This is a genomic window from Pseudomonas sp. SBT1-2 (assembly GCF_028640875.1).
In the GTDB taxonomy this organism is placed as follows: domain Bacteria; phylum Pseudomonadota; class Gammaproteobacteria; order Pseudomonadales; family Pseudomonadaceae; genus Aquipseudomonas; species Aquipseudomonas chlororaphis_I.
Genome location: NZ_JAQZAA010000119.1, coordinates 14,007 through 36,816 on the forward strand (window position 1 = coordinate 14,007; position 22,810 = coordinate 36,816).

28 protein-coding genes and 1 pseudogene are annotated in these 22,810 nt (G+C 63.3%); 17 read left to right on the plus strand and 12 right to left on the minus strand.

The window, feature by feature from the left end; translation table 11 throughout:
• Positions 1-142: pseudogene (locus PVZ78_RS30985) on the minus strand (hypothetical protein); the annotation flags it as partial.
• Between the two features lie 43 nt (positions 143-185).
• Here PVZ78_RS30985 and PVZ78_RS30990 point away from each other — a divergent pair.
• From PVZ78_RS30990 to PVZ78_RS31010, 5 genes are all read left to right on the plus strand, one after another.
• Positions 186-755, plus strand: a complete 570-nt coding sequence (locus PVZ78_RS30990) for a YqgE/AlgH family protein (RefSeq protein WP_007929972.1) — start codon at positions 186-188, stop codon at positions 753-755.
• A complete protein-coding gene (ruvX, locus tag PVZ78_RS30995; protein WP_028683560.1) occupies positions 755-1,192 on the plus strand; it encodes a Holliday junction resolvase RuvX in 438 nt (145 codons plus the stop codon). Before PVZ78_RS30990 ends, ruvX begins: the two co-directional genes overlap by 1 nt.
• Positions 1,193-1,313: 121 nt before the next feature.
• Positions 1,314-1,820 (plus strand): bifunctional pyr operon transcriptional regulator/uracil phosphoribosyltransferase PyrR, encoded by a 507-nt coding sequence (gene pyrR, locus PVZ78_RS31000; RefSeq protein WP_007929976.1) that lies wholly within the window; start codon positions 1,314-1,316, stop codon positions 1,818-1,820.
• A 26-nt stretch (positions 1,821-1,846) separates the two neighbouring features.
• The gene (locus tag PVZ78_RS31005) at positions 1,847-2,851 is read left to right on the plus strand and encodes an aspartate carbamoyltransferase catalytic subunit (RefSeq protein WP_007929978.1); all 1,005 of its coding nucleotides are present in this window, start codon (positions 1,847-1,849) and stop codon (positions 2,849-2,851) included.
• Positions 2,848-4,119, plus strand: a complete 1,272-nt coding sequence (locus PVZ78_RS31010; RefSeq protein ID WP_028683559.1) for a dihydroorotase — start codon at positions 2,848-2,850, stop codon at positions 4,117-4,119. Before PVZ78_RS31005 ends, PVZ78_RS31010 begins: the two co-directional genes overlap by 4 nt.
• Before the next feature lie 105 nt (positions 4,120-4,224).
• Here the strand turns inward: PVZ78_RS31010 and PVZ78_RS31015 are convergent, their stop codons facing one another.
• Complete coding sequence (locus tag PVZ78_RS31015; protein ID WP_009051311.1) at positions 4,225-4,644, minus strand: NINE protein; 420 nt, start codon at positions 4,642-4,644, stop codon at positions 4,225-4,227.
• Between the two features lie 250 nt (positions 4,645-4,894).
• Here PVZ78_RS31015 and PVZ78_RS31020 point away from each other — a divergent pair, with 250 nt between their 5' ends.
• The gene (locus tag PVZ78_RS31020) at positions 4,895-5,527 is read left to right on the plus strand and encodes a C40 family peptidase (protein ID WP_009046022.1); all 633 of its coding nucleotides are present in this window, start codon (positions 4,895-4,897) and stop codon (positions 5,525-5,527) included.
• 80 nt (positions 5,528-5,607) lie between these two features.
• Here the strand turns inward: PVZ78_RS31020 and PVZ78_RS31025 are convergent, their stop codons facing one another.
• Positions 5,608-6,642: a type IV pilus twitching motility protein PilT gene (locus PVZ78_RS31025; protein ID WP_053270126.1), complete on the minus strand. Its 1,035-nt coding sequence runs from the start codon at positions 6,640-6,642 to the stop codon at positions 5,608-5,610.
• Between the two features lie 57 nt (positions 6,643-6,699).
• On the opposite strand from PVZ78_RS31025, the gene PVZ78_RS31030 reads away from it, so the two are divergent.
• The 10 genes from PVZ78_RS31030 to PVZ78_RS31075 all read left to right on the plus strand — a co-directional run bounded on the left by PVZ78_RS31030 (position 6,700) and on the right by PVZ78_RS31075 (position 13,700).
• Positions 6,700-7,398 carry a YggS family pyridoxal phosphate-dependent enzyme gene (locus PVZ78_RS31030; RefSeq protein WP_273829777.1) on the plus strand — a complete coding sequence of 233 codons (699 nt, stop codon included), beginning with the start codon at positions 6,700-6,702 and terminating at the stop codon, positions 7,396-7,398.
• Between the two features lie 34 nt (positions 7,399-7,432).
• On the plus strand, positions 7,433-8,251 hold the full coding sequence (gene proC, locus PVZ78_RS31035; RefSeq protein ID WP_009051314.1) for a pyrroline-5-carboxylate reductase: 819 nt from the start codon (positions 7,433-7,435) through the stop codon (positions 8,249-8,251).
• Positions 8,252-8,261: 10 nt separating this feature from the next.
• A complete protein-coding gene (locus tag PVZ78_RS31040) occupies positions 8,262-8,852 on the plus strand; it encodes a YggT family protein (RefSeq protein WP_009051315.1) in 591 nt (196 codons plus the stop codon).
• Between the two features lie 13 nt (positions 8,853-8,865).
• Positions 8,866-9,159 carry a DUF167 domain-containing protein gene (locus tag PVZ78_RS31045; protein WP_028683556.1) on the plus strand — a complete coding sequence of 98 codons (294 nt, stop codon included), beginning with the start codon at positions 8,866-8,868 and terminating at the stop codon, positions 9,157-9,159.
• A gap of 173 nt (positions 9,160-9,332) precedes the next feature.
• Positions 9,333-10,472: a homoserine O-succinyltransferase MetX gene (metX, locus tag PVZ78_RS31050; RefSeq protein ID WP_009051317.1), complete on the plus strand. Its 1,140-nt coding sequence runs from the start codon at positions 9,333-9,335 to the stop codon at positions 10,470-10,472.
• A 7-nt stretch (positions 10,473-10,479) separates the two neighbouring features.
• Positions 10,480-11,100, plus strand: a complete 621-nt coding sequence (gene metW / locus PVZ78_RS31055) for a methionine biosynthesis protein MetW (RefSeq protein ID WP_007921185.1) — start codon at positions 10,480-10,482, stop codon at positions 11,098-11,100.
• A gap of 27 nt (positions 11,101-11,127) precedes the next feature.
• Complete coding sequence (locus tag PVZ78_RS31060; protein ID WP_028683555.1) at positions 11,128-11,562, plus strand: DUF4426 domain-containing protein; 435 nt, start codon at positions 11,128-11,130, stop codon at positions 11,560-11,562.
• Positions 11,559-12,155, plus strand: a complete 597-nt coding sequence (rdgB, locus tag PVZ78_RS31065) for an RdgB/HAM1 family non-canonical purine NTP pyrophosphatase (protein ID WP_041984937.1) — start codon at positions 11,559-11,561, stop codon at positions 12,153-12,155. The genes PVZ78_RS31060 and rdgB overlap by 4 nt, the downstream gene beginning before the upstream one ends.
• Positions 12,152-13,354, plus strand: coding sequence for a radical SAM family heme chaperone HemW (hemW, locus tag PVZ78_RS31070; RefSeq protein WP_028683553.1), 1,203 nt, complete (start codon positions 12,152-12,154; stop codon positions 13,352-13,354). Before rdgB ends, hemW begins: the two co-directional genes overlap by 4 nt.
• Positions 13,355-13,376: 22 nt before the next feature.
• On the plus strand, positions 13,377-13,700 hold the full coding sequence (locus PVZ78_RS31075) for a DUF3392 domain-containing protein (protein WP_007921199.1): 324 nt from the start codon (positions 13,377-13,379) through the stop codon (positions 13,698-13,700).
• 56 nt (positions 13,701-13,756) lie between these two features.
• Here the strand turns inward: PVZ78_RS31075 and PVZ78_RS31080 are convergent, their stop codons facing one another.
• From PVZ78_RS31080 to PVZ78_RS31100, 5 genes are all read right to left on the minus strand, one after another.
• Positions 13,757-14,542 (minus strand): hypothetical protein, encoded by a 786-nt coding sequence (locus PVZ78_RS31080; RefSeq protein ID WP_124355496.1) that lies wholly within the window; start codon positions 14,540-14,542, stop codon positions 13,757-13,759.
• A 101-nt stretch (positions 14,543-14,643) separates the two neighbouring features.
• Positions 14,644-15,369, minus strand: coding sequence for a tRNA (guanosine(46)-N7)-methyltransferase TrmB (gene trmB, locus PVZ78_RS31085; RefSeq protein WP_053262989.1), 726 nt, complete (start codon positions 15,367-15,369; stop codon positions 14,644-14,646).
• A gap of 9 nt (positions 15,370-15,378) precedes the next feature.
• Positions 15,379-16,173: a thiazole synthase gene (locus PVZ78_RS31090; RefSeq protein WP_007921204.1), complete on the minus strand. Its 795-nt coding sequence runs from the start codon at positions 16,171-16,173 to the stop codon at positions 15,379-15,381.
• 209 nt (positions 16,174-16,382) lie between these two features.
• On the minus strand, positions 16,383-16,583 hold the full coding sequence (gene thiS, locus PVZ78_RS31095; protein ID WP_016704841.1) for a sulfur carrier protein ThiS: 201 nt from the start codon (positions 16,581-16,583) through the stop codon (positions 16,383-16,385).
• A 71-nt stretch (positions 16,584-16,654) separates the two neighbouring features.
• Positions 16,655-17,035, minus strand: coding sequence for a DUF423 domain-containing protein (locus tag PVZ78_RS31100; protein WP_009051323.1), 381 nt, complete (start codon positions 17,033-17,035; stop codon positions 16,655-16,657).
• A 73-nt stretch (positions 17,036-17,108) separates the two neighbouring features.
• Between PVZ78_RS31100 and mtgA the strand changes: the two genes are divergently transcribed.
• The gene (gene mtgA / locus PVZ78_RS31105; protein ID WP_101284229.1) at positions 17,109-17,831 is read left to right on the plus strand and encodes a monofunctional biosynthetic peptidoglycan transglycosylase; all 723 of its coding nucleotides are present in this window, start codon (positions 17,109-17,111) and stop codon (positions 17,829-17,831) included.
• A 162-nt stretch (positions 17,832-17,993) separates the two neighbouring features.
• Here the strand turns inward: mtgA and rpoH are convergent, their stop codons facing one another.
• From rpoH to ftsY, 4 genes are all read right to left on the minus strand, one after another.
• Complete coding sequence (rpoH, locus tag PVZ78_RS31110) at positions 17,994-18,848, minus strand: RNA polymerase sigma factor RpoH (RefSeq protein ID WP_007921212.1); 855 nt, start codon at positions 18,846-18,848, stop codon at positions 17,994-17,996.
• 115 nt (positions 18,849-18,963) lie between these two features.
• Positions 18,964-19,986 (minus strand): permease-like cell division protein FtsX, encoded by a 1,023-nt coding sequence (gene ftsX / locus PVZ78_RS31115; protein WP_273829778.1) that lies wholly within the window; start codon positions 19,984-19,986, stop codon positions 18,964-18,966.
• Positions 19,983-20,654: a cell division ATP-binding protein FtsE gene (gene ftsE / locus PVZ78_RS31120; protein WP_009051326.1), complete on the minus strand. Its 672-nt coding sequence runs from the start codon at positions 20,652-20,654 to the stop codon at positions 19,983-19,985. Before ftsE ends, ftsX begins: the two co-directional genes overlap by 4 nt.
• Complete coding sequence (gene ftsY, locus PVZ78_RS31125; protein WP_273829779.1) at positions 20,651-22,192, minus strand: signal recognition particle-docking protein FtsY; 1,542 nt, start codon at positions 22,190-22,192, stop codon at positions 20,651-20,653. Before ftsY ends, ftsE begins: the two co-directional genes overlap by 4 nt.
• Positions 22,193-22,810: the final 618 nt, after the last annotated feature.

The following is a 22,810-nucleotide window of genomic DNA, read 5'->3' on the forward strand; positions in this document are numbered from 1 at the left end:
CGAGTACGGTGTCCAGGTCGCCGGCCTGTTCGATCCGCGCGTCCGGCAGCAGGCGCTGGACCGTGCGCAACATACCCTCGCGAAACAGCGCCGATGCCGACACAGCTGCAAAAGGCCGACCAAAATGCCCGGTGCTGCGCATCCCCAGCTTGTCAGTTCGCCCCTCCACCGCCACACTAGCGCTCATGAAAAACGTCAGCCCCAGCTACCTCAAGCATCACTTCCTGATCGCCATGCCGCACATGGCCGACCCGAACTTTGCGCACACCTTGACCTACATCGTCGAGCACAATGCCAATGGCGCCATGGGGTTGGTGGTCAATCGTCCGCAGGACCTGAACCTCGCCGACATCCTCGAGCAATTGCGCCCCGAGATCGACCCGCCAGCGCTCTGCCAGCATGTGCCGATCTTCATCGGTGGCCCGGTGCAGACCGATCGCGGTTTTGTCCTGCACCCCAGCGGCCCGACCTTCCAGGCCACGGTCGAGCTGGATGGCCTGTCGCTGTCGACGTCCCAGGACGTGCTGTTCGCCATCGCCGATGGCGTCGGCCCGGCCAAAAGCCTGATCGCCCTCGGTTATGCCGGCTGGGAAGCCGGGCAGCTGGAAGCCGAGCTGGCGGACAACGCCTGGCTGACCTGTCCGTTCGACGCCGACATCCTGTTCAACACCAGCAGCGAGCTGCGCCTGGAAGCGGCGGCCAAGCACCTGGGCATCAACCTCGCCCTGCTGACCAGCCAGGCGGGCCACGCCTGATGGCCCTGCAACTGATCCTCGGGTTCGACTACGGCACCAAGCAGATTGGCGTGGCGGTTGGCCAGGCCATCACCGGCCAGGCCCGCGAGCTGTGCACCCTGAAGGCGCAGAACGGCGTACCGGACTGGAACCAGGTCGAAGCCCTGATCAAGGAATGGAAGCCGGACGCGGTGGTGGTCGGCCTGCCATTGAACATGGACGGCACCCCGAGCGAGATGTGCGTGCGCGCCGAGAAATTCGCCCGGCGCCTCAATGGTCGCTACAACCTGCCCTTCTATACCCATGACGAACGCCTGACCACCTTCGAGGCCAAGGGCGAACGCCTGGCCCGGGGCGGCCAGAAAGGCAGTTACCGCGACAACCCGGTCGACGCCATCGCCGCCGCCCTGCTGCTGCAAGGCTGGCTCGACGAAAACGCAGCGCTGTTGAACAACTGAAACGCCGAATCCTGAAGATGCGTGGCCACCCCCCGGCCACGCGCCTCCTGGCCACAACACCAGCCGTAAGACCCTGCGCCTCGCTGCACGCAACCAGGCGCGGGCCCACGAAGGAGCAATCATGAGCCTGCCCAATCCCGCCGAACTGATCAGCCAGATGGCCGTGCGTCTCACCGCCCACCTGGAACAACGCGCCATCAGCGAGCCCCGCTATATCGGCATCCGTACCGGCGGCGTCTGGGTTGCCCAGGCCCTGCTCGCCGAACTGGGCAGCGACGCGCCGCTGGGCACCCTGGATGTGTCCTTCTACCGCGACGACTTCAGCCAGAACGGCCTGCACCCGCAGGTGCGCCCTTCCGAGCTGCCGTTCGAGATCGAAGGCCAGCACCTGATCCTGATCGACGACGTGCTGATGAGCGGCCGCACCATCCGCGCCGCCCTCAACGAGCTGTTCGACTACGGCCGCCCGGCCAGTGTGACCCTGGTCTGCCTGCTGGACCTGGACGCCGCCGAGCTGCCGATTCGCCCGAACGTGGTCGGTGCCACCCTGTCGCTGGCCGCCCACGAGCGGGTAAAATTGTCCGGTCCTGCGCCGCTTCAACTCGAGCTTCAAGACCTCGCCCTTTAATTCGCCCCTCTAAAGAGTCCATTGCGATGACGCCTCTAGACGCCAAGCGCCCGCTGCAGCTCAACGATCAGGGCCAGCTGCGCCATTTCCTCTCGCTCGACGGTCTGCGTCGCGAGCTGCTGACGGAAATCCTCGACACCGCCGACTCCTTCCTCGAAGTCGGCGCCCGGGCGGTGAAGAAAGTCCCTTTGCTGCGCGGCAAGACCGTGTGCAACGTGTTCTTCGAAAACTCCACCCGCACCCGCACCACCTTCGAACTGGCGGCCCAGCGCCTGTCGGCGGACGTGATCACGCTCAACGTATCCACCTCCTCGGCCAGCAAGGGTGAAACCCTGCTCGATACCCTGCGCAACCTCGAAGCCATGGCCGCCGACATGTTCGTCGTGCGCCACGGCGACTCCGGCGCCGCGCACTTCATCGCCGAACATGTGTGCCCGCAGGTGGCGATCATCAACGGCGGCGACGGCCGGCACGCCCACCCGACCCAGGGCATGCTCGACATGCTCACCATCCGTCGGCACAAGGGCGGTTTCGAAAACCTCTCGGTGGCCATCGTCGGCGACATCCTGCACTCGCGGGTCGCGCGCTCGAACATGCTGGCCCTGAAAACCCTGGGTTGCCCGGACATCCGCGTGATCGCGCCAAAGACCCTGCTGCCGATCGGCATCGAGCAATACGGGGTGAAGGTCTACACCGACATGGCCGAAGGCCTGAAAGACGTCGACGTGGTGATCATGCTGCGCCTGCAGCGTGAGCGCATGCAGGGCGGCCTGCTGCCGAGCGAGGGCGAGTTCTACCGCCTGTTCGGCCTGACCACCGCGCGCCTGGCCGGCGCCAAGCCGGACGCCATCGTCATGCACCCGGGGCCGATCAACCGCGGCGTGGAGATCGAATCGGCGGTGGCCGACGGTCCGCACTCGGTGATCCTCAACCAGGTGACCTACGGCATCGCGGTACGCATGGCCGTACTGTCCATGGCCATGAGCGGGCAGACCGCCCAGCGACAATTCGAGCAGGAGAACGCCCAGTGAAGCTCAGCATTCTCGGCGCCCGTGTCATCGATCCAAGCAGCGGCCTGGATCAAGTCAGCGATATCCATCTGGAAGCCGGCAAGATCGTCGCCATCGGCGCCGCCCCGGCCGGTTTCAGCGCGGTCGAAAGCCTCGACGCCAAGGGCCTGGTGGCCGCGCCCGGGCTGGTGGACCTGAACGTCTCCCTGCGCGAGCCGGGCTACAGCCGCAAAGGCACCATCGCCAGCGAAACCCGCGCCGCCGCGGCCGGTGGCGTCACCAGCCTGTGCTGCCCGCCGCGCACCAAGCCGGTGCTGGACACCTCGGCGGTGGCCGAGCTGATCCTCGATCGCGCCCGCGAAGCCGGCAATACCAAGGTGTTCCCGATCGGCGCCCTGAGCAAAGGCCTGGACGGCGAACAGCTGGCCGAGCTGATCGCCCTGCGCGATGCCGGCTGCGTGGCCTTCGGCAACGGCCTGGAGGGCTTCCGCAGCGCCCGCACCCTGTGCCGGGCGCTGGAATACGCGGCGACCTTCGACCTGACGGTGATTTTCCACTCCCAGGACCGCGACCTGGCCGAAGGCGGCCTGGCCCACGAAGGCGCCACCGCCAGCTTCCTCGGCCTGCCGGGCATTCCGGAAACCGCGGAAACCGTGGCCCTGGCCCGCGACCTGCTGCTGGTGGAGCAAAGCGGCGTGCGCGCCCACTTCAGCCAGCTGACCAGCGCCCGCGGCGTGGCCCTGATCGCCCAGGCCCAGGCCCGTGGCCTGCCGGTGACCGCCGATGTAGCGCTGTACCAGCTGATCCTCACCGATGACGCGCTGATCGACTTCTCCAGCCTCTATCACGTACAGCCGCCGCTGCGCTCGCGCGCCGACCGCGAAGGCCTGCGTGAAGCGGTGAAGTCCGGGGTGGTCCAGGCCATTTCCAGCCATCACCAGCCCCATGAACGCGATGCCAAGCTGGCGCCTTTCGGCGCCACCGAACCAGGCATCAGCAGCGTCGAGCTGCTGCTGCCGCTGGCCATGACCCTGGTGGAAGACGGCCTGCTCGACCTGCCGACCCTGCTGGCACGCCTGAGCAGCGGCCCGGCCGACGCCCTGCGCCTGCCAGCCGGCAAGCTGGCGGTGGGCGCTCCGGCGGACCTGGTGCTGTTCGACCCGAGCACGTCCACCGTGGCCGGCGAACACTGGCTGTCGAAAGGCGAGAACTGCCCGTTCCTCGGCCATAGCCTGCCGGGCGTGGTGCGCTACACCCTGGTGGATGGGCGGATCAGCCACAAGGGCTGACGGCCATGATCGCGAGCAAGCTCGCTCCTACAGGTACGGCACAGGCCACATGGGCGCCGTACTTCTTCTGTAGGAGCGAGCTTGCTCGCGATAGCGCTCCTGCATTCAACGCCGCTGCGCGTTACGCAACGACACCTGGTCGTTCAGTGTCCAGAAGTCGTACAAGACCCCCAGAAAGAACACCCCGCCAGTCAGCAGGTACAGCAGGCCGCTGATCCATTTGCCCTGATACATACGGTGCACGCCAAAGATCCCGAGAAAGGTCAGCAGGATCCAGGCGACGCTGTACTCGATCGGTCCCGGGGTAAAACGCAGGTCGGCCTCGCGGTCCATGGCCGGGATCAGGAACAGGTCGATCAGCCAACCGATACCCAGCAAGCCCAGGGTGAAAAACCAGATAGTCCCGGTAATCGGCTTGCCGTAATAGAAGCGGTGAGAGCCGGTAAAACCGAAAATCCACAACAGGTAACCGATCACCTTGCTGTGGGTGTCATGGGTCGAACCGTCCGGGCGATAGGTGTTCATTGAGTACCTCGTTCCACGCAATAGATAAATTTTCTTTAATTCTTTGTGACTTTTTTACAGGCAGCCGACGTGTGGCAAATGTTAAGGTCGCTGCCGTGAAACCCTTGTACTGCCTGACTTCTGTCGGACAATTGCGTCAATTTGCCGCCTCTTCAGCGAATTTGACCTCCAGGTTGAATCGACCAACGGCCTGAGAAGTGACAAAAAAGCTGTTATAAAGTTGCGCGCTAACCCATATGAGCCTTGCCTAATGCGTCCATTTTTCAAGACATGGCTAACCATTTGCCTATTGATGCCACTGGCCGCCCACGCCACCAATCGTGAGCAACGTCTTCCCAACGTGAACGGCTTCACTCCAAAAGCCCACGTTACCCAAGTCAGCAAGAACAGCTCCAAGAACAAGCTGTCGGTCAAACGCCCGACTCACCTGAGCAGCGTCAGCAGCAAGCCGGTGCCGCAGATGGCGGCCAAGCAGAGCAGCACCGTGCTCAGCCGTGCCGTCAACGTACTGGGTACCCCTTACCGTTGGGGCGGCAGCAGCCCAAGCAAAGGCTTCGACTGCAGCGGCCTGGTGAAATACGCGTTCAACGACGTCGCCGCCGTCGATCTGCCGCGCACCTCCAATGCCATGGCCAGCGGTCACGGGCAGAAAGTCGAGCGCAAGGACCTCAAGCCTGGCGACCTGCTGTTCTTCAACCTCAAGAGCCGCCGGGTCAACCACGTCGCCATCTACCTGGGCAACGATCGTTTCATCCACGCGCCGCGCCGCGGCAAGTCGGTGACCATCGATACCCTGAAGAAGCCGTACTGGGACAAGAACTACGTAGTGGCCAAGCGGGTCCTGCCAAAAGAGCAGAACACCCTGCGCATCGTCCAGCGCTGATCCGCTTTCCCTGATCGCGAGCCATCGAGCAGCCATGCTCGATGGCTCGCGATTGCATTTGCCGCCCCGATACCTCTCCCTCAAATACTCTCCGGCGCCCGCGCCTTCTCCCGGGCGTGCTCCCGGCTGACCAGCCCGGCATCCACCAGCGCCTTCAGGCTCATGTCCAGGGTCTGCATCCCCTGCGCCCCGCCGGTCTGGATCGCCGAATACATCTGCGCCACCTTGTCCTCGCGGATCAGGTTACGGATCGCCGCGCTGCCCAGCATGATCTCGTGGGCCGCTACCCGGCCTCCGCCGATCCGCTTCACCAGCGCCTGGGAAATCACCGCCTGCAGCGATTCGGAGAGCATGGAGCGGACCATCGCCTTCTCCTCGGCCGGAAACACATCCACCACCCGGTCCACGGTTTTCGCCGCCGAGGTGGTGTGCAGGGTACCGAACACCAGATGCCCGGTCTCCGCGGCGGTCAACGCCAGGCGAATGGTTTCCAGGTCGCGCATCTCGCCGACCAGGATCACATCCGGGTCCTCGCGCAGGGCCGAACGCAGCGCCGTGGAGAAGCTGTGGGTGTCGCGATGCACCTCGCGCTGGTTGATCAGGCACTTCTTCGATTCGTGGATGAACTCGATGGGGTCCTCGATGGTGAGGATGTGCTGGTGCCGACTCTGGTTCAGGTGATCGATCATCGCCGCCAGGGTGGTCGACTTGCCCGAACCGGTCGGCCCGGTCACCAGCACCAGGCCGCGGGGCACTTCGCTGATGCGGCGAAACACCTCGCCCATGCCCAGTTCGTCCAGGCTCGGCACTTTGGCCGGAATGCTGCGAAAGACCGCGCCAGCGCCGCGCTGATGGTTGAAGGCATTGACCCGAAAGCGCGCCAGGCCCGGTACCGCGAAGGAAAAGTCGATCTCCAGCGCGGCCTTGAACTCGGCCCGCTGCGGGTCCGTCATGCTGGCCAGGATCAGCTCGTGCACCTGTTGCGCCTCCAGCACCGGCAGGTTGATCCGGCGAATATCGCCGTCGATGCGAATCATCGGCGGCAAACCGGCCGAGAGGTGCAGGTCCGAAGCGCCCTGTTTGACGCTGAAGGCCAGCAACTCAGTGATATCCATAGCGTTCCCCAATTCCAGTAGAATGCCGCGAACCCAAGACCCGCTGGCGTACATCGAATGTCCACGATAGCAGACAACATCGCCCTGGTTAGCGCACGGATCCGTGCCGCGGCGCAGGCCTCGCAACGTGACGAAAGCAGTATCCATCTGCTGGCCGTGAGCAAGACCAAGCCCGCCGCGGCGCTGCGTGAAGCCTATGCCGCCGGCCTGCGCGACTTCGGCGAGAACTACCTGCAGGAAGCCCTGGGCAAACAGGCGGAACTCGGCGACCTGCCCTTGAGTTGGCACTTCATCGGCCCCATTCAGTCGAACAAGACGCGAGCTATCGCCGAGAACTTCGCCTGGGTGCATTCCGTGGATCGCTTGAAAATCGCTCAACGCCTGTCCGAGCAACGCCCGGCCGACTTGCCGCCGTTGAACATCTGCATTCAGGTCAATGTCAGCGGCGAGGCCAGCAAGTCTGGCTGCACGCCGGCCGACCTGCCCGCCCTGGCCAACGCCATCAGCGCCTTGCCGCGCCTGAAACTGCGCGGGCTGATGGCGATTCCCGAGCCGACCGAAGATCGTGCCGCCCAGGGCGCCGCCTTCGCGGCCGTACGCCGCCTGAACGAAAACCTGCACGCCAGCCTGGACCTGCCAACCGACACACTTTCCATGGGCATGAGCCACGACCTCGAAGCGGCCATCGCCCAAGGCGCCACCTGGGTACGTATCGGTACCGCCCTGTTTGGCGCTCGCGATTATGGCCAGCCATGACCGTGGCGGCCCCACCTCTGAATAAGGACCTGTCATGAGCAAGACTCGTATCGCCTTTATCGGCGCCGGCAACATGGCTGCCAGCCTGATCGGCGGCCTGCGCGCCAAGGGCCTGGACGCCAGCCAGATCCGCGCCAGCGACCCGGGCGCCGAAACCCGCGCCAAGGTCCAGGCCGAGCACGGCATTGAACTGTTCGCCGACAACGCCGAAGCCATCGACGGCGTCGACGTGGTGGTGCTGGCGGTCAAGCCACAGGCCATGAAGGCCGTGTGCGAAGCCCTGCGCCCCAGCCTGAAGCCGCACCAGCTGATCGTCTCCATCGCCGCCGGCATCACCTGCGCCAGCATGAACACATGGCTCGGCGAGCAGCCGATTGTGCGCTGCATGCCCAACACCCCGGCCCTGCTGCGCCAGGGCGCCAGCGGCCTGTACGCCACCGCTGCGGTGAGCGCGGAGCAACGCCAGCAGGCGCAAGAGCTGCTGTCGGCTGTGGGCATCGTCCTGTGGCTGGAACAGGAGCAGCAACTGGACGCGGTGACCGCGGTGTCCGGCAGCGGCCCGGCGTATTTCTTCCTGCTGATCGAAGCCATGACCGCCGCCGGCGAGAAGCTCGGCCTGCCACGGGAAACCGCCCGGCAACTGACCCTGCAGACCGCGCTGGGCGCGGCGCACATGGCGGTGTCCAGCGACGTCGACGCGGCCGAACTGCGCCGCCGCGTGACCTCGCCGGCCGGCACCACGGAAGCGGCGATCAAGTCGTTCCAGGCCAGCGGCTTCGAAGCCCTGGTGGAAAAAGCATTGGGTGCCGCCGCGCACCGCTCGGCCGAGATGGCCGAACAACTGGGCCAATAAGGAGCCAATGATGATTGGATTGAACACTGCGGCGGTGTACGTGCTGCAAACCCTGGGCAGCCTGTACCTGCTGATCGTGCTGCTGCGCTTCGTGCTGCAACTGGTACGCGCCGACTTCTACAACCCGCTGTGCCAGTTCGCCGTGCGCGCCACCCAGCCGCTGCTCAAGCCGATGCGCCGGGTCATCCCGAGCCTGTTCGGCCTGGACATGTCGTCGCTGATCCTGGCGATCGTCGTGCAACTGCTGCTGATGGCCCTGACCCTGCTGCTGACCTACGGCACCACCGGCAACCCGGTGCAGCTGCTGATCTGGTCGATCATTGGCGTGACCGCGCTGTTCATGAAGATTTTCTTCTTCGCCCTGATTATCAGCGTGATCCTTTCCTGGGTCGCCCCGGGCAGCCATAACCCGGGCGCCGAACTGGTCAACCAGATCTGCGAGCCGGCCCTGGCGCCGTTCCGCCGCATCCTGCCGAGCATGGGCGGCCTGGATATCTCGCCGATCCTGGCGTTCATGGTGCTCAAGCTGATCGACATGCTGGTGATCAACAACCTGGCAGCGATGACCATGATGCCGGAAATCCTGCGCCTGCTGATCTGACCCGGCCTCTGTGATGAGCTACTTTCGCTGGGACGGCGACGACCTGATCCTGGAGTGTCACCTGCAACCTGCGGCCCGTAGCGATGACTTCGCCGGGCTGCATGGCGAGCGCCTGAAGATCCGCCTCACCGCGCCGCCAGTGGAGGGCAAGGCCAACGCCTACCTGATGGCGTTCCTGGCCAAGGCGTTCGGCGTGTCCAAGAGCCAGGTCAGCCTGATCAGCGGCGAGCTGAACCGGCAGAAACGGGTGCGGATCAACGCGCCGAAGAAGCTGCCGGATCTGCCTGGCCTGACGCGCCAGACCTGAGCCTGTTTCGCGAGCAAGCTCGCTCCTACAAGGTCACCGCAGCCCCTGTAGGAGCGAGCTTGCTCGCGATAAATGGCCCGCTTGGCAATGCAATGAAATCAGCCCCGGCCTTTGCTTGCCGCTGGGGGCAGCGGTCTTTAGACTTACGCCTCATTTAAACGAGAGCAGGGTCGATGCCAACTGCCTTTCCCGCCGATTCCGTTGGTCTGGTGACGCCGCAAGTGGCGCACTTCAGCGAGCCCCTGGCCCTGGCCTGCGGTCGCTCCCTGCCAGCCTATGATCTGATCTTTGAGACTTACGGCCAGCTGAACGCCACGGCGAGCAATGCCGTGCTGATCTGCCACGCCCTGTCCGGCCACCATCACGCCGCCGGCTACCACAGCCCCGACGACCGCAAGCCGGGTTGGTGGGACAGCTGCATCGGCCCGGGCAAGCCGATCGACACCAACAAGTTCTTCGTCGTCAGCCTGAACAACCTCGGCGGCTGCAACGGCTCCACCGGCCCGAGCAGCATCAACCCGGACACCGGCAAGCCGTTCGGCGCCGATTTCCCGGTGCTGACTGTGGAAGACTGGGTGCACAGCCAGGCACGCCTGGCCGACCGGATCGGCATCCACCAGTGGGCCGCCGTGATCGGCGGCAGCCTGGGCGGCATGCAGGCCCTGCAATGGACCATCACCTACCCGGACCGGGTGCGCCATTGCCTGGCCATCGCCTCGGCGCCCAAGCTGTCGGCGCAGAACATCGCCTTCAACGAAGTGGCGCGCCAGGCCATCCTCACCGACCCCGAATTCCACGGCGGTTCGTTCCAGGAACAGGGCGTGATCCCCAAGCGCGGGCTGATGCTGGCGCGGATGGTCGGACACATCACCTACCTGTCCGACGACTCCATGGGCGAGAAATTCGGCCGTGGCCTGAAGAGCGAAAAGCTCAACTACGACTTCCACAGCGTCGAGTTCCAGGTCGAAAGCTACCTGCGTTATCAGGGCGAGGAGTTCTCCGGGCGGTTCGACGCCAACACCTACCTGCTGATGACCAAGGCCCTGGATTACTTCGATCCGGCGGCGAACTTCGACGATAACCTGGCGAAAACCTTCGAAGGCGCCAAGGCCAAATTCTGCGTGATGTCCTTCACCACCGACTGGCGCTTCTCCCCGGCCCGCTCGCGGGAGCTGGTGGACGCCCTGATGGCCGCGCGCAAGGACGTCAGCTACCTGGAAATCGATGCGCCACAGGGCCACGACGCCTTCCTGATTCCGATCCCGCGCTACTTGCAGGCGTTCGGTAATTACATGAACCGAATTACGGTGTGAACAAGCCATGAGAGCTGATCTGGAAATCATCCAGGAATGGATCCCCGCCGGCAGCCGCGTGCTCGACCTCGGTTGCGGCAATGGCGAACTGCTGAGCTGGCTGCGCGATCACAAGCAGGTCACCGGTTATGGCCTGGAAAACGACCCGGACAACATCGCCGAGTGCGTGGCCAAGGGCATCAACGTCATCGAGCAGGACCTGGACAAGGGCCTGGGCAACTTCGCCAGCAACAGCTTCGATATCGTGGTCATGACCCAGGCCCTGCAGGCCGTGCACTACCCGGACCGGATCCTCGACGAAATGCTGCGGGTCGGCCGCCAGTGCATCATCACCTTCCCCAACTTCGGCCACTGGCGCTGCCGCTGGTACCTGGCCAGCAAGGGGCGGATGCCGGTCTCCGAATTCCTGCCGTACACCTGGTACAACACGCCGAACATCCACTTCTGCACCTTCGAGGACTTCGAAGAGCTTTGCCGCGAACGTGAAGCCAAGGTCATCGATCGCCTTGCGGTGGATCAACAGCACCGCCACGGGTGGGCCAGTAAGCTATGGCCTAATCTGTTAGGTGAGATCGGCATCTACCGCGTCAGCAGCCCCGGCCTGCAGGATCACCAGATCGCGGTATAAACCAGGTTCAAAGCAAGGAGAACGATCATGGGTCGCTTGGTTACTTTTCTATTGGCAGCGTGCCTGAGCGCGTCGGCGATGGCCGCCGAGCCCATCAAGGGCGAGCGCCAGGAAGTGTTCGGTGACGTGACCGTGCACTACAACACCTTCAACTCCACCTTCCTGCAACCGGATATCGCCAAGGCCGCGGAGCTGGTGCGCAGCAAGAACCAGGGCGTGATCAACGTTTCCGTGCTCAAGGCCGGCAAACCGCTGGTCGCCCAGGTCACCGGGACCGTCAAGGACCTGACCAGCCAATCGGTGCCGCTGAAATTCAAGCAGGTCACCGAACAGGGCGCGATCTACTACATCGCCCAATACCCGGTGGAACAGCAGGAAACCCGCACCTTCGAAATCAAGGTGCAGACCGGCGACACGATCAACACCATCAATTTCAACCAAGAGCTTTTCCCCGGCGAATGATGACTTTTACCCAACTCGTACTGGCCAGCCATAACGCCGGCAAACTCAAGGAACTCCAGGCCATGCTCGGCGACTCGGTGCACCTGCGCTCGATCGGCGAGTTCAGCAGCGTCGAGCCGGAAGAAACCGGCCTGTCGTTCGTCGAGAACGCCATCCTCAAGGCCCGCAACGCTTCGCGCATTTCCGGCCTGCCGGCGCTGGCGGACGATTCGGGCCTGGCGGTGGACTTCCTCGGCGGCGCGCCGGGCATCTACTCGGCGCGTTACGCCGACGGCCAGGGCGACGCGGCGAACAACGCCAAGCTGCTGGGCGCCCTGAAGGACGTCCCCGAGGCCGAGCGCGGCGCGCAATTCGTCTGCGTGCTGGCACTGGTGCGGCATGCCGAGGATCCGCTGCCGATCCTCTGCGAAGGCCTGTGGCACGGACGCATTCTCACGGCGGCCAGCGGTGAGCACGGTTTCGGCTACGACCCGCTGTTCTGGGTGCCGGAGCGCAACTGCTCCAGCGCCGAACTGGACCCGATCCAAAAGAACCAACTCAGCCATCGCGCCCGCGCCATGGCCCTTCTGCGGCAACGCTTGAGCCTGCAATGACCATTGATTCGTCCGCGCAACCGCTGATTCTCGGCGGTGCGCAAACGCCCCGGGCGGCCCTGCCCCAGTTGCCGCCCCTGGCGCTGTACATCCACATCCCGTGGTGTGTACGCAAATGCCCTTACTGCGACTTCAACTCCCACGCCGCCAGCCCGGTGCTGCCGGAAGAAGAATACGTCGACGCCCTGCTGGCCGACCTCGACCAGGACCTGCCCGCCGTCTACGGCCGCGAGCTGAGTTCGATCTTCTTCGGCGGCGGCACGCCGAGCCTGTTCAGCGCCCAGGCCCTGGGCCGGCTGCTCAAAGGCGTGGAGCAACGCATCCCGTTCGCCCACGACATCGAGATCACCCTGGAAGCCAACCCCGGGACCTTCGAGCAGGAGAAGTTCACTGCCTATCGCGCCCTGGGCATCAATCGCCTGTCGATCGGCATCCAGAGCTTCCAGGAAGACAAGCTCAAGGCCCTGGGCCGCATCCACAACGGCGACGAAGCGGTCCGCGCCGCCGGCATGGCGCGCCAGGCCGGGTTCGACAACTTCAACCTGGACCTGATGCACGGCCTGCCGGATCAGTCCCTGGACGATGCCCTGGGCGACCTGCGCCAGGCCATCGCCATGAAACCGACCCACCTGTCCTGGTACCAGCTGACCCTGGAGCCCAATACGGTGTTCTGGAACCAGCCGCCGACGCTGCCGGAAGACGACACCCTGTGGGATATCCAGGAAGCCGGCCAGGCGCTTTTGGCCGAACACGGCTACGCCCAGTACGAAGTCTCGGCCTATGCCCAGCCCGGCCGGGCGGCCCGGCACAACCTCAATTACTGGAGCTTCGGCGACTTCATCGGCATCGGCGCCGGCGCCCACGGCAAGCTCAGCCATCCGGACGGGCGCATCGTGCGCACCTGGAAGACCCGCCTGCCCAAGGACTACCTCAACCCGGCGAAAAACTTCAAGGCCGGCGAAAAGGACCTGAGCAACGAAGAACTGCCGTTCGAGTTCTTGATGAACGCCCTGCGCCTGACCGAAGGCGTCGAGGCCCGGCTGTACCCGGAGCGCACCGGGCTGCCCCTGGAAAGCCTCGCCGAAGGTCGCCGCGACGCCGAACAAAGCGGCCTGTTGCAGGTCGAACCGTCACGCCTGGCGGCCACCCCGCGCGGCCAACTCTTCCTCAATGACTTGCTGCAGAAATTTCTGAGCTGATTTCAGCCCTAAGGGAAAACGAATGGATTTGATACTCGACCTGCTCGCTACCGTGTCCCGCTGGAGTCGCAGCAACCTTTCAGAAATCTCCCTGGCCCTGGTCGGCTGCCTGTTGGTGCTGTTCGGCGCCGATATCAAAGGCTGGGTCGAAGCGCGCCTGGGCGGCCTCGCCGGCGCCCTGCGCGTACCGATGATGGCGCTGCTGTGCATGATCGGCAGCGGCGCAGCGCTGATCTACGCCACGCCGTGGATCGTCCGCGGACTGAGCCAGTTCAACAACTACAGCCTGGCGCCGGTGCTGCTGGTGGTGCTGGTGCTGATCGGCGTCGTCGCCGACCGTCGATAAACCGAAAACAACCCAAAATGAATATGGACGCCACGCTTCCCGCCCACAGGGGTCATCTATTTAACGCTGGATTTGACCTCATGGCGGATCATCGCGCTGAACCCGTAATAGTCCTGGCAGCCCAGCGCTTCAGCGTTATCCAGATACACAATGCTCTGACTGTCGTGCCGGTCGCTGGCGTTTACCCGTGTCAGCGCAAGAATGTAATTGGCTTCAGCCCGATATTGTTCTTCTGACAACATCAACGCGACAGCGCGGGCGCGCATGGCCGCCGCCACACCTTGCTGCGTTTGCGGCGCCCTTTCGTCCAGGAAACACAGGGAGCGCTTGGCCTGAAGCGGATAATCGCCAGCATGAGCGTCGGATTTGCTCAACAACTGTTCCAGCGACCGCAGGAATTTCAAATGATCGGCGTTGTGCAAATCAAACCGTTCATAGGCTTTGTCGCATAAATGGTAGTAACCCACCGCGGCAGCCAGTAACCCTTGATCCATGGCTTTCTGGTACAGGCCGCAAGTCTCCAGGCGGGTTCGCTCAGAGAACATCGGATTGTCCTGCAGACTGGCCAGCATGTACGTTGCCAGCCTGTGTCCGCCATCCGATGCGTGCTTCAAATTATCGGCAAGCGCTTCAATATCGCCCTCTGCAACGCGCAATTGCTCCGGGGTATATTCGAGCGTTTCCCCGGCGGCCTCTCGCCTGATGCGCTCATTGGCTTCCCGCTCGATCTTTACCGCCGTTCTCTGCGCACTTGCAAAGTATTCCTCAGGGGTGACTACCCGTTCGCAGGCTGCGCAAAACAATAAACCCAGAACCAGCGTACAGGCGAAAATGGCTTTCAAGACTCGTCTTCCTTTACAAGTGGGGGACGTAGAGCTTTCGGCGGATCGCCACCAATCTTGAATGCATCCCAAAAACGACTGTAGGAGGTATTGCGTGATGCTTAGGACTGTTTTTCGAACTTCAGATCCCACACACCATGGCCCAGGCGCTCGCCGCGGCGCTCGAACTTGGTGATCGGGCGCTCGGCCGGGCGCGGCACGCACTTGCCGTCTTCGGCCAGGTTGCGGTAACCCGGCGCGACATTCATCACTTCCAGCATGTACTCGGCATAAGGCTCCCAGTCGGTGGCCATATGCAGGATGCCGCCGACCTTCAGCTTGCTGCGCACCAGCTCGGCGAAGGACGCCTGAACGATACGACGCTTGTGGTGACGGCTCTTGTGCCACGGATCGGGGAAAAACAGCATCAGGCGATCCAGGCTGTTATCGGCGATGCAGCGGTTGAGCACTTCGATCGCATCGCAATCGTAGACCCGCAGGTTGGTCAGGCCCTGGGTCAGCACGCCGTTGAGCAGCGCGCCGACACCCGGACGGTGCACTTCCACACCAATGAAATCCTGCTCCGGCGCGGCCGCGGCCATTTCCAGCAGCGAGTGGCCCATGCCGAAGCCGATTTCCAGGGAACGTGGCGCCGATCGGCCAAACACCTGATCGAAATCCACCGGCGCGTCGGCCAGCGGCAGCACATACAGCGGCGCGCCCTGCTCCAGGCCGCGCTGCTGGCCTTCGGTCATGCGCCCGGCGCGCATCACGAAACTCTTGATGCGGCGGTGTTGGCGCTCGTCGCCGGCTTCCGGCTGGATTGGCGTGTCGTTTGATTCAGTCATCAATGGCTCTTACTTGATCAGACCATCCAGCGGCGAGGAGGCGCTGGCATAGAGTTTCTTCGGCATGCGGCCGGCGAGGTACGCCAGGCGGCCTGCCACAATGGCGTGCTTCATGGCTTCGGCCATCAGCACCGGTTGTTGCGCATGGGCGATGGCCGAGTTCATCAGCACCGCTTCGCAGCCCAGCTCCATGGCGATGGTGGCGTCGGAGGCAGTGCCGACACCGGCATCCACCAGCACCGGGACCTTGGCTTCTTCGAGGATGATCTGCAGGTTGTACGGGTTGCAGATCCCCAGGCCAGTACCGATCAGGCCGGCCAGCGGCATGACCGCGATGCAGCCCATTTCCGCCAGTTGGCGGGCGATGATCGGGTCATCGCTGGTGTACACCATCACGTCGAAACCTTCCTTGACCAGCACTTCGGCGGCCTTAAGGGTTTCCAGCACGTTGGGGAACAGGGTTTTCTGGTCGGCCAGCACTTCCAGCTTCACCAGGTTGTGGCCGTCGAGCAGTTCACGGGCCAGGCGGCAGGTGCGCACGGCTTCGACCGCGTCATAGCAGCCGGCGGTGTTCGGCAGGATGGTGTAACGGTCCGGCGGCAGGATATCCAGCAGGTTCGGTTCGCCCGGGTTCTGCCCGATATTGGTCCGGCGCACGGCGACGGTGACGATCTCGGCACCCGAGGCTTCGATGGCCAGGCGGGTTTCTTCCATGTCACGGTACTTGCCGGTGCCTACCAGCAAACGCGACTGGTAAGTACGACCGGCCAGAACGAAAGGCTTGTCGCTGCGAACGTTGCTCATCGGAAATCCTCTGTTGGGGTGAGGTTCTTGCAGAATGCTTTATTAGACCAAACGCCGTGAAAACGTAGCGAGCGAAGGCAAGACAAGGCAAAAACAGGCGAGGAACGGTTGGAGTCGCACCCGACTTTACTGGCTGTAAATGAGCATTCCGAGCCTGTTTTTAACGCAGTATTGCGCGCGAAGCCTGCAGTAGTTTTCACGGTGTTTGGCTAGCCGCCGCCGATGGCGTGGACTACTTCGACCTGATCGCCCTCGTTGAGGGTGGTCTCGGCGTGCAGGCTGCGCGGGACGATATCCAGGTTGAGTTCGACCGCGATCCGGCGTCCGGTCAGGTCCAGACGGGTCAGCAGGGCCGCAACGGTTTCGCCGTCGGGCAGTTCAAAGGATTCGCCGTTCAACTGAATGCGCATGCCGGATGCCGCCATCATTTTTAGGGGCCAGCATTCTAGCCCGATCATGACCTAAAGGTCAGCTACAAGCGTCAAGCGGTCAGCTGCAAGCGCCAGGCGGCAAGACCCAGGCATAACCAGCCGATCAGGAAGGCCAGCCCACCGAACGGGGTGACAATGCCCAGCTTGCTGAAACCGGTCAGGGTCAGCAGGTAGAGGCTGCCGGAAAACAGCAGGATGCCGATGGCGAACGAAGCGCCGGCCCAGGTCACCAGGCGGCCGGGGATCTGCGTGGCCAGCAGCGCCACGCCCAGCAGCGCCAGGGTGTGCACCAGCTGGTAAGTGACGCCGGTATGGAAAATCGCCAGGTATTCCGCGCTCAGGCGATTTTTCAGGCCATGGGCAGCGAATGCGCCCAGGGCAACGCCGGTAAAGCCGAAAAAGGCGGCCAGCATCAGGAAACCACGCAGCATGAGGAACTCCAGTCAGAATCGTCGGTCGGGCCTGTATAATGGCGCGCTCAACGGGTTCGGCCAAGCCATCTCTATGCTGCGTTTATTTTTCCGTCGTTTCTCTAAAGCCCTGCTCTGGTTCGCCGTCGGCAGCGTTTTGCTGGTGCTGGTGTTCCGTGTCGTGCCGCCTCCGGGCACGGCCTTGATGGTCGAACGCAAGGTCGAATCCTGGGTCGACGGCGAACCCATCGACCTGCAACGCAGCTGGAAACCCTGGGACGATATCTCCGACGACCTGAAGGTGGCGGTGATCGCCGGTGAAGACCAGAAGTTCCCTGAACACTGGGGGTTCGACTTCGGCGCGATCCAGGCCGCCTTCGCCCACAACGAGCGCGGCGGTTCGATTCGTGGCGCCAGCACCCTGAGCCAGCAGGTGGCGAAAAACCTGTTCCTGTGGTCCGGACGCAGCTGGCTGCGTAAAGGGCTGGAGGCTTGGTTCACCGGGCTGATCGAGATCTTCTGGCCCAAGCAACGGATTCTCGAGGTCTACCTCAACAGCGTCGAGTGGGACGAAGGCGTATTTGGTGCCGAGGCCGCAGCGCGGCATCACTTCGGCGTCAGCGCGGGCTCGCTGTCGCGGCAGCAGGCCAGCCTGCTGGCCGCGGTCCTGCCCAATCCGCGGGTATGGAGTGCCAGCCATCCGAGCAGCTACGTGGCGCAACGGGCCGGCTGGATCCGCCGGCAGATGAGCCAGTTGGGCGGCGACAGCTACCTGCTGGGCCTGAACGATTCGCGCAAGGCGCTGTGGGCGCAGTGACGTTCAATATCTGATCGCGAGCAAGCTTCGCTCCTACAGAAGAATGCGCGGCCCCGTAGGCGCGAAGCTTGCTCGCGATAGCGCCCTTACAGACAGCGCCGCCCCAACGCCACAAACAAAAACGCCCCGATCGAATCGGGGCGTTTTGTATTGCGTGGCGTATTACGCGGCAATCGATAGCTTGAGCTTGTTCATCGCGCTCTTCTCGAGCTGACGGATACGCTCGGCCGAGACGTTGTACTTCTGCGCCAGGTCATGCAGCGTGGCTTTCTCTTCCGCCAGCCAGCGCTGGTAGAGGATGTCGCGGCTGCGGTCGTCCAGCACTTCCAGCGCTTCGTGCAGGTTGCTGGTGGAGTTGTCGGTCCAGTCGGCGTCTTCCAGCTGACGAGCCGGATCGTACCGGTGGTCTTCCAGGTAGTTGGCCGGCGATTGGAAGGCGCTGTCGTCATCCGCTTCGGCGGCTGGGTCGAAGGCCATGTCATGGCCGGTCAGGCGGCTTTCCATCTCGCGCACTTCGCGCGGCTCCACACCGAGGCTTTCCGCCACACGATGGACTTCTTCGTTGTTCAACCAGGCCAGGCGCTTCTTCTGGCTGCGCAGGTTGAAGAACAGCTTGCGCTGGGCCTTGGTGGTCGCGACTTTCACGATGCGCCAGTTGCGCAGGATGAACTCGTGGATTTCCGCCTTGATCCAGTGCACGGCGAACGAAACCAGACGCACACCCATTTCCGGATTGAAGCGTTTTACAGCCTTCATCAGGCCGACGTTGCCTTCCTGAATCAGGTCGGCCTGGGCCAGACCGTAGCCGGAATAGCTACGGGCGATATGTACGACAAAACGCAGGTGGGCGAGCACCATCTGCCGAGCCGCCTCAAGATCCTGCTCATAGTAGAGACTCTCGGCCAGTTCACGCTCCTGCTCGGGCGTCAGCAATGGAATGCTGTTCACCGTGTGCACATAGGCCTCCAGGTTCGCACCCGGGACCAAGGCATAAGCAGGTTGCAAAGAAGTGGTCATACGAAAAAACCTCCGACTCACATAACTCGTGCTTATTCAGCACTGCTGAAAATTGACCGGGAACCACAAAACAAGTTCCCAAAAATTCTAAAAGGTCAATACAAGCAAAAAGACACTATTTCGGCGCCAGCTCCCGCAAGTGACGGGCCACCGCAATCCACGCACCGATATACCCCAACAACACCGCGCCAAGCAAGAGTGATAGACCATCGGCGACCGGTACGCCAGCCAGGGCGAAATCACTGCCGTACAAGCCGGCCAGCCCCACTACTGCGTCGTTCAGCCAGTCGAGGCCGAACGCCAGAACGCCCCAGGACAGAATCCCCGCACCGAAGCCATACAAGGCGCCCATATAAAGGAAGGGACGCCGCACATAACTGTCCGTGCCGCCGACGAGTTTAATCACTTCTATCTCGGTGCGGCGGTTTTCAATATGAAGACGAATGGTATTGCCTATCACCAAAAGTAATGCAGAAACCAGCAACACCGTCAGGCCGAAGACAAACCGGTCGCCCAGCTTGAGGATCGCCGCCAGCCGCTCGACCCACACCAGGTCCAGTTGCGCCTGCTGCACCTTGGGCATTTCCGCCAGGCGCTGGCGCAAGGCTTCCAGGGTTGCCTTGTCCACTTCGTTCGGCGTGACCAGGACCACGCCCGGCAGCGGGTTCTGCGGCAACTCCTTGAGCGCCTCGCCCAGCCCGGACTGCTGCTGGAACTCGTCCAGGGCCTTGTCCTTGCTGATGAACTCGGCATCCGCCACGCCCGGCATGGCCTTGATCTGCTCACTCAGGCTTTCGCCCTCGGTGGCGCTGGCGTCGAGCTCCAGGTACAGGGAAATCTGCGCCGCGCGCTGCCAGGAGCCACCCAGGCGCTCGACGTTGTTGAGCAACAACGATAAGCCCATCGGCAGGCTCAGGGCCACGGCCATCACCAGGCAGGTGAAGAAACTGCCGATCGGCTGCTTGCCCAGGCGATGCAGGCTGTCGAGCAGGCTGGCGCGATGGCTTTCGATCCAGGCGTGCAGCAGGGTGCTGAAATCCGGACCGTCGTCTTCGTCGCGTTTTTTCTTCTGCGGCGGTTGATCCGGGGCTTTCGGAGCCACGCGTTCGGCCACTTTAGGGCTGCGGGTCGCACTCATACGCTAGCCTCCCCGTCGCCGATCAATCGGCCGCGTTGCAGGGTCAGCATGCGGTGGCGCATGCGCGCGATCAGCGCCAGGTCGTGACTGGCGATCAGCACGCTGGTGCCCAGACGGTTGATATCTTCGAATACGCCCATGATTTCCGCCGCCAGACGCGGGTCGAGGTTACCTGTGGGTTCGTCCGCCAGCAGCAAGGCCGGGCGGTGCACGATGGCGCGGGCAATGCCGACACGCTGCTGCTGACCGGTGGACAGGTCGCCGGGGTAGAGATCGGTCTTGTCCGAGAGCGCCACGCGCTCCAGGGCCGAGTCCACGCGCTTGGCGATTTCGGCCTTGGACAGGCCGAGGATCTGCAGCGGCAAGGCGACATTGTTGAAAACGGTGCGATCGAACAGCAGCTGGTGGTTCTGGAACACCACGCCGATCTGCCGCCGCAGGAACGGAATCTGCGCATTGCTGATGGTGCTCAGGTCCTGACCGGCCAACAGCAGCTTGCCGCTGGTTGGACGCTCCATGGCCAGCAGCAACCGCAGCAGCGTGGACTTGCCGGCGCCAGAATGACCGGTGACGAACAGAAACTCGCCCCGACGAACCCGGAAACTCAGCTCGTGCAAGCCGACATGGCCGTTCGGATAACGCTTACCGACCTGTTCGAAACGAATCATGAACGCTCCCGCTCGGCAAACAGTGCCTGGACAAAGGGTTCGGCTTCAAAGGTACGCAGGTCGTCGATGCCCTCACCGACGCCGATGTAGCGGATCGGCAGGCCGAACTGCTTGGCCAGGGCGAAGATCACCCCGCCCTTGGCGGTGCCGTCGAGCTTGGTCAGGGCCAGGCCGGTCAGCTCGACCGTCTGGTTGAACTGCTTGGCCTGGTTGATGGCGTTCTGGCCGGTACCGGCGTCGAGCACCAGCAACACTTCGTGCGGCGCGTCGGCGTCGAGCTTGCCGATCACCCGGCGGACCTTCTTCAGCTCTTCCATCAGGTTGTCTTTGGTGTGCAGGCGGCCGGCGGTGTCGGCGATCAGCACATCGATGCCACGGGCCTTGGCGGCCTGCACGGCGTCGAAGATCACCGAAGCCGAGTCGGCGCCGGTGTGCTGGGCGATGACCGGGATCTTGTTGCGCTCGCCCCAGACCTGCAGCTGTTCCACGGCTGCGGCGCGGAAGGTGTCGCCCGCGGCGAGCATGACCTTCTTGCCTTCGAGCTGCAGCTTCTTGGCCAGCTTGCCGATGGTGGTGGTCTTGCCGGCGCCGTTGACGCCCACCACCAGAATCACGAAGGGCTTGGTTTGCGAAGCGATCCGCAGCGGCTGTTCCACCGGCTTGAGCATGCTCGCCAGCTCGGCCTGCAGCGACTTGTACAGCGCATCGACGTCGGTCAGCTGCTTGCGCGCGACCTTCTGGGTCAGGTTCCGGATGATCACCGCGGTGGCTTCCACGCCCACGTCGGCGGTCAGCAGGCGGGTCTCGATATCTTCCAGTAACTCGTCGTCGATGGTCTTCTTGCCCAGGAACAGGCTGGCCATGCCTTCGCCAATGCTGGCGCTGGTCTTGGACAGGCCCTGCTTGAGGCGAGCGAAGAAGCCGACCTTGTTGTCTTCGGCACGGGGCGGCTCGACGGCAGCAGGCACTTCGACCGCCGCGACCGGAGCAACTGGAGCAACGACAACCGGGGCAGGCTCCGGTGCTCGGACAGGCTCGGGCTGCACGAAGGCCGCGATCACTGGTTGTGGCACGTCCTCCTCTTCGATCGGCGCCTGGGCCGCAGCTGGCTCGCTGTGTGCCAACTCGGCCACCAACAGCTCGGCGGCTTGCTGCACATCGGTCGCGGCCGGAATCGGCGGGGTGATGTGCGGCGCCTGCTCGTCTTCCACCAGCGCCACCGGCTCTTCCGCCACCGGCAGGGTCAGCCAGGGCTTGTGCTCGGGGGTCAGCGGCAGTTCCGGCGCAGGAGCATGTTCGACCGCCGGCGCGGGCTGTTCAGGCTGCAGGATCGGCTCGGCGATCGGCGACACCACAGGAGCGGCGACTTCGACAACCGGGGCTTGATCTATAACGGGAGCGGGAGCCGGGGCAGGCTCGACAGGGACTTGTGGCTGTTCGACGACGGTTTCCTGCGGCTTTTTGCGCAGCCATCCGAACAGGCCTTTCTTTTCGCCAGCCGCGGCTGGGGTCTTCTTGTCGTCGTTGGAACCAAACATGGAGGACGGCTATCTCAAGGTAGCGACGCGCCATCAAGGCGCACCGGCAAATAAATATTCGATGCAGAACAGACTGCGTTTCCGCCGGCTTGTTCACGCGCAACATTTTGTCGAGGTGCCCAATGGCATCTCAAGGATCGATTTTACTAAAGGACTGAAACGGCAAAATCGGCGAAAAGTCGAAGTCTAGTCGATAAAACAGCGCTTCTTGCCGGGAACCCATACAACCTGCTCAAGCACACGTTGATCCATGCGAGCCTGATAGGCGTGGCCGCCAGTAAAACGGATCAGTATCCTAGGGCGTGTCATCAATCATTACCAGTACCGCGTGGCCGCCTGAAAACGGGCCAGGCAAGGCGCAGTCCGCCGGAAATGTGTTTTCCTTTCCAAGGACTGCAACGCAGCATGGCCCGCTTTCAGGCGCCACCCGGAGGGCCGGGCCTGCCAGTGCGCAGGGCTGCGTTGCTCGGAGTTTATTTGGAATGACCAAACCACACTCCTCGCGCCTTGCCCTGCGCACTGGCAGGCTCCGGCGCGGTACTGGTAATGATTGATGACACGCCCCAACCTCTCGCCCGTAGGCTAAGACCAAGCGGGCAGTCCAACAGGTTTAAAAAA

What these genes read in the sequence shown, in the direction of transcription:
- PVZ78_RS30990 (WP_007929972.1), top strand. Translation starts at nt 186, where the DNA reads ATGAAAAACGTCAGCCCCAGCTACCTCAAGCATCACTTCCTGATCGCC.
- ruvX (WP_028683560.1), top strand. Translation starts at nt 755, where the DNA reads ATGGCCCTGCAACTGATCCTCGGGTTCGACTACGGCACCAAGCAGATT.
- pyrR (WP_007929976.1), top strand. Translation starts at nt 1,314, where the DNA reads ATGAGCCTGCCCAATCCCGCCGAACTGATCAGCCAGATGGCCGTGCGT.
- PVZ78_RS31005 (WP_007929978.1), top strand. Translation starts at nt 1,847, where the DNA reads ATGACGCCTCTAGACGCCAAGCGCCCGCTGCAGCTCAACGATCAGGGC.
- PVZ78_RS31015 (WP_009051311.1), bottom strand. Translation starts at nt 4,644, where the DNA reads ATGAACACCTATCGCCCGGACGGTTCGACCCATGACACCCACAGCAAG.
- PVZ78_RS31020 (WP_009046022.1), top strand. Translation starts at nt 4,895, where the DNA reads ATGCGTCCATTTTTCAAGACATGGCTAACCATTTGCCTATTGATGCCA.
- PVZ78_RS31025 (WP_053270126.1), bottom strand. Translation starts at nt 6,642, where the DNA reads ATGGATATCACTGAGTTGCTGGCCTTCAGCGTCAAACAGGGCGCTTCG.
- PVZ78_RS31030 (WP_273829777.1), top strand. Translation starts at nt 6,700, where the DNA reads ATGTCCACGATAGCAGACAACATCGCCCTGGTTAGCGCACGGATCCGT.
- proC (WP_009051314.1), top strand. Translation starts at nt 7,433, where the DNA reads ATGAGCAAGACTCGTATCGCCTTTATCGGCGCCGGCAACATGGCTGCC.
- PVZ78_RS31040 (WP_009051315.1), top strand. Translation starts at nt 8,262, where the DNA reads ATGATTGGATTGAACACTGCGGCGGTGTACGTGCTGCAAACCCTGGGC.
- PVZ78_RS31045 (WP_028683556.1), top strand. Translation starts at nt 8,866, where the DNA reads ATGAGCTACTTTCGCTGGGACGGCGACGACCTGATCCTGGAGTGTCAC.
- metX (WP_009051317.1), top strand. Translation starts at nt 9,333, where the DNA reads ATGCCAACTGCCTTTCCCGCCGATTCCGTTGGTCTGGTGACGCCGCAA.
- metW (WP_007921185.1), top strand. Translation starts at nt 10,480, where the DNA reads ATGAGAGCTGATCTGGAAATCATCCAGGAATGGATCCCCGCCGGCAGC.
- PVZ78_RS31060 (WP_028683555.1), top strand. Translation starts at nt 11,128, where the DNA reads ATGGGTCGCTTGGTTACTTTTCTATTGGCAGCGTGCCTGAGCGCGTCG.
- rdgB (WP_041984937.1), top strand. Translation starts at nt 11,559, where the DNA reads ATGATGACTTTTACCCAACTCGTACTGGCCAGCCATAACGCCGGCAAA.
- hemW (WP_028683553.1), top strand. Translation starts at nt 12,152, where the DNA reads ATGACCATTGATTCGTCCGCGCAACCGCTGATTCTCGGCGGTGCGCAA.
- PVZ78_RS31075 (WP_007921199.1), top strand. Translation starts at nt 13,377, where the DNA reads ATGGATTTGATACTCGACCTGCTCGCTACCGTGTCCCGCTGGAGTCGC.
- trmB (WP_053262989.1), bottom strand. Translation starts at nt 15,369, where the DNA reads ATGACTGAATCAAACGACACGCCAATCCAGCCGGAAGCCGGCGACGAG.
- PVZ78_RS31090 (WP_007921204.1), bottom strand. Translation starts at nt 16,173, where the DNA reads ATGAGCAACGTTCGCAGCGACAAGCCTTTCGTTCTGGCCGGTCGTACT.
- thiS (WP_016704841.1), bottom strand. Translation starts at nt 16,583, where the DNA reads ATGCGCATTCAGTTGAACGGCGAATCCTTTGAACTGCCCGACGGCGAA.
- PVZ78_RS31100 (WP_009051323.1), bottom strand. Translation starts at nt 17,035, where the DNA reads ATGCTGCGTGGTTTCCTGATGCTGGCCGCCTTTTTCGGCTTTACCGGC.
- mtgA (WP_101284229.1), top strand. Translation starts at nt 17,109, where the DNA reads ATGCTGCGTTTATTTTTCCGTCGTTTCTCTAAAGCCCTGCTCTGGTTC.
- rpoH (WP_007921212.1), bottom strand. Translation starts at nt 18,848, where the DNA reads ATGACCACTTCTTTGCAACCTGCTTATGCCTTGGTCCCGGGTGCGAAC.
- ftsX (WP_273829778.1), bottom strand. Translation starts at nt 19,986, where the DNA reads ATGAGTGCGACCCGCAGCCCTAAAGTGGCCGAACGCGTGGCTCCGAAA.
- ftsE (WP_009051326.1), bottom strand. Translation starts at nt 20,654, where the DNA reads ATGATTCGTTTCGAACAGGTCGGTAAGCGTTATCCGAACGGCCATGTC.
- ftsY (WP_273829779.1), bottom strand. Translation starts at nt 22,192, where the DNA reads ATGTTTGGTTCCAACGACGACAAGAAGACCCCAGCCGCGGCTGGCGAA.